General features: G+C 47.6%; 11 protein-coding genes and 1 pseudogene. 8 read left to right on the top strand and 4 right to left on the bottom strand.

The features are described from left to right. The first annotated feature begins 340 nt into the window (after positions 1–340). The 4 genes and pseudogenes from QFZ77_RS02320 to QFZ77_RS02305 all read left to right on the top strand — a co-directional run bounded on the left by QFZ77_RS02320 (position 341) and on the right by QFZ77_RS02305 (position 6,179). Entirely contained in the window at positions 341–2,023 is a 1,683-nt protein-coding gene (locus QFZ77_RS02320; RefSeq protein ID WP_307435593.1) for a permuted SH3 domain-containing protein, read from the top strand. 34 nt (positions 2,024–2,057) lie between these two features. Next, positions 2,058–2,784 (top strand): annotated as a pseudogene (locus QFZ77_RS02315) (ABC transporter ATP-binding protein). After that, positions 2,781–3,959 carry an ABC transporter permease gene (locus QFZ77_RS02310; protein WP_307435590.1) on the top strand — a complete coding sequence of 393 codons (1,179 nt, stop codon included), beginning with the start codon at positions 2,781–2,783 and terminating at the stop codon, positions 3,957–3,959. Before QFZ77_RS02315 ends, QFZ77_RS02310 begins: the two are co-directional and overlap by 4 nt. Before the next feature lie 21 nt (positions 3,960–3,980). After that, the gene (locus QFZ77_RS02305; RefSeq protein ID WP_307435587.1) at positions 3,981–6,179 is read left to right on the top strand and encodes a hypothetical protein; all 2,199 of its coding nucleotides are present in this window, start codon (positions 3,981–3,983) and stop codon (positions 6,177–6,179) included. Positions 6,180–6,308: 129 nt separating this feature from the next. Here the strand turns inward: QFZ77_RS02305 and QFZ77_RS02300 are convergent, their stop codons facing one another. Further along, complete coding sequence (locus QFZ77_RS02300) at positions 6,309–7,295, bottom strand: metallophosphoesterase family protein (RefSeq protein ID WP_307435584.1); 987 nt, start codon at positions 7,293–7,295, stop codon at positions 6,309–6,311. A 629-nt stretch (positions 7,296–7,924) separates the two neighbouring features. On the opposite strand from QFZ77_RS02300, the gene QFZ77_RS02295 reads away from it, so the two are divergent. From QFZ77_RS02295 to QFZ77_RS02285, 3 genes are read left to right on the top strand one after another with little or no spacing between them, the layout of a single operon-like run. Further along, on the top strand, positions 7,925–8,293 hold the full coding sequence (locus QFZ77_RS02295; RefSeq protein ID WP_307435581.1) for a GntR family transcriptional regulator: 369 nt from the start codon (positions 7,925–7,927) through the stop codon (positions 8,291–8,293). Beyond that, positions 8,293–9,189: an ABC transporter ATP-binding protein gene (locus QFZ77_RS02290; protein ID WP_307435578.1), complete on the top strand. Its 897-nt coding sequence runs from the start codon at positions 8,293–8,295 to the stop codon at positions 9,187–9,189. Before QFZ77_RS02295 ends, QFZ77_RS02290 begins: the two co-directional genes overlap by 1 nt. Then, positions 9,186–9,863 carry a hypothetical protein gene (locus QFZ77_RS02285; protein WP_307435576.1) on the top strand — a complete coding sequence of 226 codons (678 nt, stop codon included), beginning with the start codon at positions 9,186–9,188 and terminating at the stop codon, positions 9,861–9,863. Before QFZ77_RS02290 ends, QFZ77_RS02285 begins: the two co-directional genes overlap by 4 nt. Positions 9,864–9,905: 42 nt before the next feature. Here the strand turns inward: QFZ77_RS02285 and QFZ77_RS02280 are convergent, their stop codons facing one another. Then, the gene (locus tag QFZ77_RS02280; protein ID WP_307435573.1) at positions 9,906–10,541 is read right to left on the bottom strand and encodes a DUF5701 family protein; all 636 of its coding nucleotides are present in this window, start codon (positions 10,539–10,541) and stop codon (positions 9,906–9,908) included. 179 nt (positions 10,542–10,720) lie between these two features. On the opposite strand from QFZ77_RS02280, the gene QFZ77_RS02275 reads away from it, so the two are divergent. Next, positions 10,721–11,434 (top strand): MerR family DNA-binding transcriptional regulator, encoded by a 714-nt coding sequence (locus tag QFZ77_RS02275; protein ID WP_307435570.1) that lies wholly within the window; start codon positions 10,721–10,723, stop codon positions 11,432–11,434. Positions 11,435–11,577: 143 nt separating this feature from the next. On the opposite strand, the gene QFZ77_RS02270 is transcribed toward QFZ77_RS02275, so the two are convergent. Both QFZ77_RS02270 and QFZ77_RS02265 read right to left on the bottom strand, forming a co-directional pair. Then, positions 11,578–12,111, bottom strand: coding sequence for an SRPBCC family protein (locus QFZ77_RS02270; RefSeq protein WP_307435566.1), 534 nt, complete (start codon positions 12,109–12,111; stop codon positions 11,578–11,580). Positions 12,112–12,113: 2 nt separating this feature from the next. Continuing rightward, on the bottom strand, positions 12,114–12,455 hold the full coding sequence (locus QFZ77_RS02265; RefSeq protein WP_156396625.1) for an ArsR/SmtB family transcription factor: 342 nt from the start codon (positions 12,453–12,455) through the stop codon (positions 12,114–12,116). Positions 12,456–12,558: the final 103 nt, after the last annotated feature.

The raw sequence follows: 12,558 nt of genomic DNA, 5'->3' as shown, positions 1-12,558 counted from the left end.
GTGAGGTACCAATGTGTCCGAATTTCGCGCTGTAGTGATGATTTTGCATTGCTAAAGTGTGCAGGTGGTGGAAGAACTTTTGAACTTTTCTTTAGCGATGTAAAACGTGCTTAAACGATGAGTAAGTTGGCCGCTAGATACTACTTGAGCTCACACCGCCCAGCCGTCAGTCAACGACTTGCGCGACCTAATCTTTTTCAGCAAACGCTCAGCTTATGTTCAACTTACATTCAGCCTACGCTCAGACAGGTTTCAGCCATCCCATTTACACTAAGTCTAGTAGAGATTGTTATGACCTAGGCAGTGGGTAGTCTGGGTAACTGGGAGAGGGGCATAAAGGATGAAATTAGGCTGGAAGAAGAGATGGGTCATTGTGGCCCTAGCTGCCATTCTATGTGGAGCGGGAACTTACTATTATGTACATAACAAGGCGCAACCAGCGTCTGCAGCAACACAGCAAACAACAATGAAAGTGACCAAAGGAGCAATATCATCGACGGTAACAGGAACTTCTCAGCTGGATGCAAAGGACAAGCAAAATATCGTGATCCCGGTTGATGGTATCATTAAAACGATGAATTTGACGCAAAATCAGGCGGTCAAGAAAGGCGATGTGCTAGTCGAGCTGTCGGTGCCTTCAACGGAAACGACTCTCAAGGAAGCCCAGGTGAGCTTGCAGCAGCTTGAGAAGGAGCTTGCAGAGCTGCAGGACCAACAAAATCATATGAGTGTTACAGCTTTAATGTCTGGCAAGATTACATTAGCAGCCAATCTTGATGTAGGCAGTCAAGTCAATAAAACAACGAAGATCGGCACGATTTCAGATACATCGCAGTTTAAAGTGAAGCTGCCATTCTCCCTGCAAGAAGCTGTGCAGCTGAAAAAAGGTGACCCTGTAGAGCTTAGTGTTGATGGCTATTTACTATCCAAAGTCGGAGCCGTGGATACGATAGGCCGTGAAATTAAAGCGGACGCTAACGGGAACAAAGTGGTTACGGTGGAGGTTCTGGTTAGCAATGATGGAACGCTTTCGGCGGGCCTTAAGGTAAAGGGCAGCATCGGCAGCGGCGATGGTAAAATCGACTCGTCCGAGCAGGTGGCACTTGAGTATGTGCGCACATCTCCTATTTTCGCCGAGGCAAGTGGTACGATTAAAAGCATGAAATTTAAAGATGGTGAAGCGGTGAAACAGGGCGATTTGGTCGCTACCTTGTTCAATGACGATCTTCAAAACAATATCATTAGCAAGCAATCTGCCATCGAAAGCCAGAAAATCCGTGTGAACGATGCGGAGCAGAAAGTAAATCAATTGACGATCAAAGCGCCGTTCGATGGCGTGTTCTCGGCTGATTTTGCCAATAGTAAAAGCAATGTACTTCGCAATTATCCGGTAGGTGCGCAAATTAATGCCAACACAACGTTAGGAGCCGTAGCAAGCCTAAGCACGATGCAGCTGGCTATTGCCGTAGATGAGCTCGATTTAACAAGCGTGAAAGTGGGGCAGAAAGTGACCGTGAAGGTTGATGCTATCTCCGGCAAGACGTTCCAAGGTGAAGTGACTTCCGTTTCCAATGTAGGAACAACGACGAATGGGGTCACAACGTATGATGCTGTTGTATCGATTCCGAATACCGATCAGATTGATTTGAAATATGCGATGACGGCGACGGCTGAAATTTTTATACAAGATAAGAAAGATATTCTCGTTCTTCCGATCCAAGTGGTGACAACAACCAGAGGAAAGTCTACCGTTTCGTTGAAGAAAGCAGACGGCACCGTCGAAGAGCAGCACGAGATCAAAGTGGGTATTCGCAGCAAGACGCAGGTTGAGGTGTTAAGCGGTTTGAACGCAGGCGACGAGGTCGTGATGCCGGTGCGCAGAGCGACAACGACGAATCAACAACAGCAAGGTTTCCCTGGGGGTGCAGGTGGTTTTCCGGGTGGCGCAGGAGGCAACTTCCCTGGTGGAGCTGGTGGCACAGGCGGTGGCGGAACGCAAAATGGTGGAGGCACGGCCCGCTAGCCGTGAGCTAGCCCCTACGGAGAGGAGTGATTCGATGAATATCATTGAACTAAACGAGGTAACGAAGAGTTATGCTCGGGGTGCAGAAGAATTGCAAATTTTGCGCGGCATTACCCTGCATATTGCGGAAGGAGATTTTGTTGCCATCATTGGTCCCAGTGGATCGGGAAAGTCAACGTTAATGAATACAATTGGGCTGTTGGATAGTCCTACCTCTGGCTCCTATTACGTTAGACGGCGTTGCGACCGAGAAGATGTCAGACAATGGACTTGCTGAGCTGCGCAATAGGAAAATCGGCTTTATTTTCCAACAGTTCAACCTGCTGCCCAGGCTTACTGCGACGGAGAACGTAGAGCTGCCGATGATTTATGCAGGCATTCCAGCTAAACAACGGAGAGAACAAGCGCAGCGGATGCTGGAGAAGCTGGGGATGGGTGAACGAGGACATCACAAGCCCAGTGAATTGTCTGGCGGGCAGCAGCAGCGGGTAGCCATTGCCAGAGCTTTGGCCATATCACCGTCATTAATTCTAGCAGATGAGCCGACTGGCGCACTGGATTCGAAGACCGGCATTGAGGTGCTGGAATTGATTAAGGAGCTGAATCGGCAAGGCAACACGATTGTTTTGATCACCCATGATCATCACATTGCGGACAATGCCAAACGCGTCGTGACACTACGTGACGGAGAAATTATTAGCGATCAAAGAAACGAAATGCTGCCAACACCTGCACGTAAGTTAGAGGGGGCGGTTTCATGAGAATTTGGGAGCTTTTTCAAATGGCGCTGGCCACAGTGCGTTCGAATCCGCTTCGTACGGTGCTGACCATGCTTGGCGTTATCATTGGCGTTAGCTCAGTTATTACGCTAGTTTCGATAGGTCAAGGCACGTCCAAGGCGATTGAAAAGCAGTACGAAGGGCTGGGAACGAACCTGCTGACGGTTAACCTGATGGGGAACGGACGCGCCACGCAGCTGAATTATGATGAGGTTATGCAGCTTGAGAATACATCGGGAATCAGTGCAATTGCGCCAACGATGACTAGAAATAGTACCAGTATCAAATACGACCGGACAACAGAGACCTACAATGTCATTGGGACTAATGATCGATATCTCAGTTTGCAAAAGGGGACGGTCGCTAGCGGCCGCTTCTTGGCTCAAGCCGATCTGGACTTCCGCAATCACGTTGCGGTCATAGGCAGTGATGTGGCCAAGCAGTTTTTCGGTACGGATGACCCGATTGACGAAGAAATTAATGTGAACGGATATATGTACACGATTATCGGTGTGCTCAAAACGAAAGGCTCCAATACAAGCGGAACGTCGCTCGATAGCTCGGTTTTTGTGCCTCTCCCTACCATGAGCAGGGATTTTAAACTGGGTAACATTCGGACCGCTTACGTCGAAGCGGCTTCTGGCAATGATGTGACCCGGGTACAAACAACGTTAGAAATGTATTTATTTAATAAATTTAAAAGTACAACGGGTTATAACATTTTGAATTCATCCGAATTAATTAGCGCCAGACAGACGGCATCCAGCACACTGACCAATCAGCTAGTCGCGGTAGCGGCGATCTCCCTCCTGGTAGGCGGGATCGGCATCATGAACATCATGCTCGTAACCGTGAGTGAGCGCACCCGGGAAATTGGGATTCGTAAATCGATTGGCGCGAAGCGGAGAAACATTTTGCTGCAATTCCTGGTTGAAGCTACGCTGATTAGCGGAATGGGTGGGTTGATCGGATTGATTCTGGGTATCGGCTTATCTCTAGCGTGGCCTTATATCAACCCTAGTCAACAAACAAGTTTGTCTATAAATATAGGGCTTTACGCATTCTTATTCTCGGCCTTGGTTGGTGTTATTTTCGGATTATATCCAGCAAACAAAGCATCGAAATTAAAACCTATCGACGCACTGCGTTTTGATTAGGTCCACAGGAGGTATGAAAACATGATTCGCAAATTATCATCAATTTCACTCAAACATACAAGTCTCGCCCTGCTGTTAACTGGCAGCTTTGCAGCTGCATCGTGGATGGCTCCCGCTGCTCATGCGGCATCGGAGGGGATATATATCTCGAACTCCTCCTATTTTACGTTAAACCAAGCGGCGCTTTCGTCCTCTTCTCTTCAGTTTTCCGTTCTTTTACATAACGGGGAAAGCCAATCGATAGATTTTAACCAATATGGGGTACGGGTTACGGATCAAGCAGGACATAGCTACACGGCTAAATTAAGTGAGAAAAAGAGTGCGAGTGTCCTCCCTGGGCAGGATCAAAGCTTCCGCTTCTACGCTAACCTGCCAGCAGGTGAAACAGCAGATCAACTAAAGGTTGATGTGTTCCGCTGGGATTTCGGCAAAGCCGATTTCATGAAACATCTAGGCGATCTTCCTGTTTCCTCGGTCGTGCAGGAGGGACAGATAAAGGTGCCTGAGCAAATTATTAATTTGCATGCACTCGACAGTACGCTCTCAAATGACGCCTCCGTTGCTTTTCAATTGGGCCAAAGCGTTCGCGTAACGGAGAATGGAAAATGGTACATGTACACGCAAGTTTCAGCAAAAAACTTAGGCTCGAGCAGTGTTAAGCTGCCTTCCGGTCTACAAGTTAGACTTGTGGATGCTAACGGACTGAAATACACAGCGGCGGTTGCTAGCGGTTCCGATACAACGTTCCTGCCGAATCAATCGGATACGATGACGTTCAAAACACTCGTTTCCCGGCAAATGACGACCAGCGGCCTCTCGCTGGAATATTATTACTTGAATCAAAGCGAGGATGTCTCGCTTGGCACGCTAAGTCTGAACGCTTCGCTTCAAACAGCAGCGCTTGGCACCAAACAAGTGTATGCTGGGCAGCAGGAGGGGGAGCAGGTCACCGTGAAGGCGAATACGTCGACGTATTCGATTCAAGCAGACGGTGTACATGTGCAGACCGTTGTCACGCTCAGCAATGACGGCGAGGCGATCGCCTCCGTGCCATCCTTCTCTGCTTCTTATCAATTCGGCGACGCCGGCACGTCCGTGACATCGACAGATAACACCGCCCGCAGCGGATACTTGGCTCCAAAGGAGACGGCTTCGTACTACTTCAACGCTACTCTGCCAACGGGGGTTGATCCGAATGCGGCTCAGCTGGTGCTGTGGCAGACGGCTACGGCGAGCAGCTCGGGCAGCTCGGCATCTGGCTCGTCAGCAAGTACATCGAGCGGAGGTGCAGCTTCTGGAACAACATCGACAGGCTCAGGGGCGGGGTCCTCTGCTAGCTCAACGTCTGGCAGCAGTGGAGCAGCAGCGACCGGTCAAATGCCTGTTGCCGTCTTCCTGCTTAAGGGGGCAAGTGAAGCGCAAAGCGGCTTTACAACAGCTGTGAACTATGAACTTGGCAGCAAACTGATTTTCAACAATAGCTCTGTTGTCAACAAAAATCTGGATGTCTCCTTAGTGGAGCTGCATGCTCACGAGAACGATGATCTAGGATACAAAACAGCCGTAGCCAAATACAAAATTACGAACAATGGAACAAGTACGATTGCCCTTCCCGAGCTTCAAAACGAGCTGATCGACAGCAATGGCAATACCTACACGGGCTCTCGCCAAAGCGCAGTTGCGACTCAAATTACACCGGGAAGTTCTTATGTGGTGAGCTATTCCTACCTGCTTCCAAATAAATCACAATCAGATGATGAGACATTCGCATTGAACGTTTATGACGATAAGTCTGTATCCGAGGGATATGTTTCTGTCGGAACCTATCGGGTAGCGCTGCAGAAGGAGACGGAAAGCGATACGCTTGCCTTGTATCCTTTCTCACTCAAAGTGAATGACAGCTCGATAAGCTGGCTTTATAACAGCGGGACTTACTCTTACCAGCTTAATCTGGATTTGGACATTGCCCATGAAGATCAGGTGATTATCGATTCGAACTTCTCAAAAATTGAATTCGATATGGTCGATTCCCTTGGCCGCATTGTTGGCACTCAAACAGCAACACTGACGGGTACCGGGAAATTAACCAGCGGCAAGCAAAAAGTCGTCGTCACCGGTTTGAAAAATGAGCAGGTTGATTCTGGCGTTGTCGTCAATATGTACGAAGTAATTGAGACACCGAATGGGACGGCTAAGCGCCTTATTAAGCAATTTAAATAGGAATGATATAAAGAGAATAGATATGAAAAGGATTAAACCAAAAAGACTGTCAGACATTTGGCTATTTCTAGCCTCGTCGGCAGTCTTTTCGGTTTTTTTTATAGAGGCAGCTGCGGAGACGGCAGATGCCTATTTCACGTCGTATCCTTTGGCGATGGATGGCTCAATCCATCGCTTTTTGAAGTGTTCGCGACGCATGATCACCACGCGGTCCTTGTAGACGTCCACGACGAGACTCTGGCTTATTGCCTGTGTCTCGGGTACGTTTTGCGCGTTCCATACCTCCCGGATGGAGGCGCTGGAAGCGGCAAGGAACTTTAGCTGCTTCACTTGTCTGGTCGTTTCCAGGTTCCAGTGGGTGTGACCACTGAACAGAATGACGTTCGGGTGCGCATCGAGCAGCGCCCGCAGCTCCTCGTGCTGGACGACGCCCAGCTCCAGATCCGTGCCATCCAGCGTCTGCGGCAGCGGCTGGTGGAGGAACACGAACACGGGCTTACCGGCGTCCGCCGAGCCCGCGGCCGTTAGCCGCTCGCGCAGCCAGCTGAGCTGCTCGGGCGAGAGGAACGCATCCTCACCGTAGGATGCGTTCACATCCCTGTACGCTTCCCCGCTAAGGAAAAGGAAGCGGTAGCCCTCCACGATAAGCTCGTGATACGGCTTATCGTAACCCATCATGCGGTCGAATAACGCGACCGCTTGCTTACTTGACCATGTTGGATTCATCTTCGATGTATCCAACCCGCCCTCCGGCGTGCGCCATACGCCGTAGTAATCGTGGTTGCCCATGGTCGCATGCACAGGGGCATGGTGCTGGCGGCCGAGCAGCCCCAGCAAGCTGCGATAGTCGGCCTCACTCCCATTCGTGAGGTCGCCGTTCAAGACGAGCAGCTTGCTGTCTGGGCGCAGCGCGTGATGATCGGCCAGCGCTTGACTCAGCCTCAGCTGAGCGACTTGGTCGTAAGAAGTGATGTGAACATCACTCATCACGGAGAACGAAAACAAAGGTGCAGCCAGCGGCTGTTCCACCTTGTCGCTAGCAAAGGTTGTGCCTCGCACTGGGGTCAACAGTAGAAGAAAACTAAGAATAAGTATTCGCAGATTTAAAGATTTCATTTCCATTGCACCTTCCAATTAGACTTGTCGGTTGTCCTTATTTAGCTTGCTTAGTGATAGATTGTGCTGGTTGAGATTGTGGAAACATTCAAGCTCACTTAGTGTGATTTTCTTTCTGGTAATGGGTTTCTGGTTTTGTTTTCTGTTTAGGAGTGAACGAATAGAAACCGAAGTCAGGGTACCTGTCTTTCCCTGTCTTTCCCCGGCTTTTCCCGACTTTTAGGAGGGGAAGTTGTACGGGTGTACAACATTTTTGTCCATTTTTTCTCACCAAGTAATTGTTGTAGTTTGTACAACAAAATAGCTTTTTTTCAGCTATTTTTGGACTAAATTGTTGTATTTTTTACAACATTTGTCGAGAAATCGCGGATTCGCCCACTCAAAGTTGTACAAAGTACAACTTTGCTATCTGTGGCAGCAAGTTAGGGTTACTCAGAACAGAAACCATCTCTGGTTGATTCACAAATATGCGCATCTTCGCTTAACACGCACCCTAGTGGTATTCCCAGTTCCAAGGGAATTTATTTATTTTGCCGCCCAGCCCAAATATCACTTTAGGTGTTGACTTTCAAGTCAGTTGGTTATATGGTTAATTACATGAGTAACTAACTAATGTGGTGGTGAGAGAAATGGGACTAATGATGGACGATAGCCGCCCGATTTTTGTGCAAATCGCAGAACGTATTGAAGACGACATTATAGAAGCAAGAATGCCGGAGGAATCGCAAGTGCCTTCTACGAATCAGTTTGCATCCTTTTATCAAATTAATCCGGCGACAGCAGCGAAGGGTGTTAATTTGTTGGTAGACCAAGGGATTTTGTACAAGAAACGAGGGATTGGCATGTTTGTAGCGGAGGGAGCGCGAACGAAGCTGATGGAGAAGCGGAAAGAACTATTTTATGAGCAATATGTGGTGACGATGGTGAAAGAAGCCGAGAAGCTCGGGATTACCGTAGAGCAATTGACGGAAATGGTACGCAGAGGGGAGAAAGCGTGATGACCAACATTGTGGAAGTGAAAGGACTAACCAAGTCCTATGGCCAAGTGACGGCAGTGGATCATGTTAGTTTCACGATTGAAGCGAACAAAATCTATGGCTTGCTAGGCAGAAACGGTGCAGGCAAAACAACGATCATGCATATGATCTCGTCTCAACAGTTCGCTACAAGCGGCGAGTTGAAGGTGTTTGGGGAAGAACCTTACGAGAATAGTCGTGTGCTCAATCAAATTTGCTTCATTAAAGAAAGCCAGAAGTACCCAGATAGCTTCCGTGTCATAGATGTAATTGAGGTTGCGAGATCGCTTTTCCCGAACTGGGATCATGCTTATGCGCACGCTTTGATTGAAGATTTCCGTCTGCCTCTGAAAAGAAAAATAAAAAAGCTATCCAGAGGAATGCTTTCTTCCGTTGGTATTGTGGCTGGTCTGGCTAGTCGAGCACCTTTGACCATCTTCGATGAGCCTTATTTGGGTCTGGATGCTGTGGCAAGAATCCTATTTTATGATCGCTTGCTTGAAGACTATGCCGAGTTTCCGCGGACGGTTATTCTCTCCACGCATCTCATCGACGAAGTTAGCCGCTTGCTCGAGCACGTGCTGGTTATAGATAACGGCAAATTGATTATGAATGAAGATGCGGATGATCTTCGCGGTCGTGCTTGCACAGTTTCTGGTCTAGCGACTGCTGTGGATTTGTTCACACGGGGCAAAGAGCTGCTTGAACGCACGGCGATTGGTGCGGCTGCATCGGCTACAATTCTAGGTATTCTAACTGAGCGGGATCGGAAGGAAGCGGGGGCGTTGGGACTTGAATTCACACCGGTATCTATGCAGCAGCTTATCGTTCATCTGACACGCACACCATTAATCGCGGGAAAGGGGACTGAGGAATGATGAATCAAGTAGTAAAACTCCACATGAGGAACAAAATGGCATCGTGGGCTATCCCGTGGATCATTATTGGGGCAAACTTTTTTATCAATTTGATCATAGCGCTGTCGCTGGAGATAGGTGAATCTATAAATACAGGGGCTATCGCTTCGATTTGCATCTACACCTTTGTAGCAGGAACGATCACTATTAAAGAAACCTTCCCATTTGCCTTGGGACTGAGTATTCGTAGGAAGGATTATTTCTTTGGAACGGCTGTGACAGCTATTATTGTTAATGTTAGCTCAGCCCTAGCACTTGCCATCCTGTCTGTGATTGAAGAAGCGACAAATGGTTGGTGGGTGAGATTGCACCTTTTTAAAATCCAATTTCTAAACGATCTTTCGCTGCTAGGCACATGGGGTATTTATCTGATTATACTCCTTCATATGTATTTCCTCGGGTTTGCCATATCCAGTTTGCACCGTCGTTTCGGCAGTGCTTCGATGTATATTTTTTTTACATCCCTGCTTTTGATTGGTACAATAGGTTTCTATATTTTTACGCACTTTGGACTGTGGGGCGGTCTCTTGGATTGGATCATTCACAGTTATATGGATATATTCTGGTGGATGGTTCCTTTGGTTGTCGTGTACTTAGTGGCAGCTTATGGATTGCTTCGTCGAGCAACTGTTTAGAACTAAGAATAAGTCTACTGCAGCTGCAGTAGACTTATTTTGTTAGTTTCCTGATCGAGATCCGCAAGAGGCGGAACCAAGCCACGTATGCGGGTTTCCTGCCCAGCACCAGCCTAGCTTCGGCTTGCCGGCGCTAATCCATAAAGCGGTCACTCTGCGGTCGCCGCAGCGAGAACCGAGCAGAGAGAAGCCGTTGTTTTTCTGTAAAATATCCGGAAAATGAGTAATCAAGGCAATGCCTTCCTCGAGGGTGAGGGGGGTGCGATTTTCATTCGTGATGGTTTTGAACGCTTCATTTGGGGTGATATTAAGTGTTTTTTTGCCTGTATCGATATCCACCGCCAGATAGGCGATACCTTTAGGAAGCTCAATACCCTCTATAGGTATAAAACTCTTGATATCAGCTACATCCATGACGCTAAAACCCATTTTGTCATTCCGCTTCACAAGCTGCATCGCTTTTTCACCATTTATCCAGTCGCTCTGAACGACGATGACGAACGGAACATATCCTGCTCGCGGTTCTTTTTTTAGCTGTTCGAGCTCCTTGATTCTATCTCTGAGCGGTTCGAGATGCTGTTTGAATGCTTCTTTGGTTACCCCGGCAATGTAAGGGTAGCCTTTATCCACTAGGTTTTCGACTTGCCGGTTGAACTCATCGATTAACAAGCGATTCAACTCCTTCCTTCTTTGTCCAACAACCCTTTCTTTTGATAAAATCATTTTACAACATTCATGCAAATGGTAAACATTCGGAAGGATTGGCCTTAAATATAGGGAATTCGTTTAGTTAACCTTATAAGTAAGCTTTAATCTTTGGGAAAAGGTGACCGTGAAAATCGATCTGAGGTGAATACATGAACTTGCGGCCAATCGATATAGCCAGAAAACTTAAGCTAAGTACAAGTGCCTTAAGGAATTATGAAACGAGTGGACTTGTTCCTCCTACGCAACGTTCATCCAGCGGCTATCGGATATACACCGAAGAACATATTGCTTATTTCGAGTGTATTCAAGCCATGGCACCGGGGTTTGGTATGGATGTAACATCCGAGGTTCTTCGGAAAATTCAATTAAAAGAAGTAGATGCAGCCCTTTGGTTGGTCAACGACAGACAAGCCGATCTCCATCGCGATAAAACGCTGGCAGGGAGGAACATTCAAATTCTAGAGACTCAGGAACCTAATACCAGCCTCGATTCAAGCGCAAAGAAAGAATGGATGACCATCGGAGAGGTTTCTGCGGAGACATCCATCCCAAGCTCAACCATCCGACATTGGGAAAAGGTGGGGCTCATTACCTTATCACGAGATCCGGAAAATGGCTACCGCCTATTTAGTCGATCTCAAATGCGTAAAATTTTGCTGCTTCGCGCTTTGCGGCCAGCCGTTTATTCATTAGATCTTGTTGATCTTAAGCAAGCCATTGCGGGGATGGATGTTCATGATGTGGAACATGCCAAGAAGATTGCCCTCGATTCCTTAAACTATTTAGTCAAAATCAACAAAGAGCAGCTGCGCGGCATGTCCTATTTATATCGACTGTGCCGATTGTTGAATTTGCTCGATTAAGACCTATCGCGAAGGCGTCATTGCTAATTACCGGCGTGAGCTCACATCCCCAAAAAAGAAAAAACGCCACCCTAGCGGCATGCCTGGATCGGCAAGTGCAGCTAGAGTGGCGCAAGAAACATCTTTTAAACCGGGAAAAACTCTTATACCACTTTGGCTAAGTAGGCATCGAGCTGATCGAACGTTCCGCCGAAGCCTTGTTTCATGGAATCATACATACCCTCAAAGAACTTATGTTCTTCCTCAGTTGCATTGATAGGGCCTCCACGCATGATCAGTGTGGTTTTTCCTTCATTTTCAGTAAAAGATAACTTATTCATTATTTCCAGCGGAAAGTTTTCGCTGAATGGTGCTCGGATAATGTTAGCTTCTGCATCGGAAAAGGAATTCACGTAGACGAGTTTCTCCGGGGAATTAATTTCATGGTAGACAAACTTACCCCACATTTCAAAGCCTTCAGCCGATTTCATGCAGTAGTGGAAGCTACCTCCTGGGCGAAGATCTAAGGTGTGTACGCTTAATTCAAAGCTTGTTGGTCCCCACCAGTGCGCTAAATGTTCAGCCTCAGTCCACGCTTTGAAGACGAGTTCACGAGGGGCATTGAAGGTGCGAGTAAGAACCAGCTCGCCTCCCTCTAAGGTTACATCGAAGTTATTCCCTGATTTTTCTTGAGTCATGTCTAATCCTCCAAATCAAATTGTTTTTTCTTTTCCTTCTCTAACATTTGCTGCAAATAATCGTCCAAACGATCGAATCTCTCTTCCCACATGCGGCGGAAAGAGTCTAGCCAGCCATCCAGTTCTTTGAGCGACTGAAACTGCAGTTTATAGATTCTTTTATTCGCAGACGGTTGTACCTCGACTAGTTCTGCATCACTAAGCACGCGGAGATGCTTGGATACTTGCGGCTGCTGGAGCTCAAGCCGATCCGCTATTTCCCCGACGGTAAGAGGGCCGTCACGCAAGAGCTCGACAATATGCAAGCGGTTTGGCTCGGCAAGAGCACTGAAAGTCTTATTCATAAACATAATATACTCCGAATGGAATATTCCTGTCAAGGAATATTTAATGATGTAACCGCTATTTGTTGAAAAGCAAAAAGACTGCCACACCGGCAGCCTTTTC

Origin of the sequence: Paenibacillus sp. V4I3 (assembly GCF_030817215.1) — a bacterium.
In the GTDB taxonomy this organism is placed as follows: Bacteria; Bacillota; Bacilli; order Paenibacillales; family NBRC-103111; genus Paenibacillus_E.
This window is presented reverse-complemented; position numbering and strand designations above follow the sequence as displayed.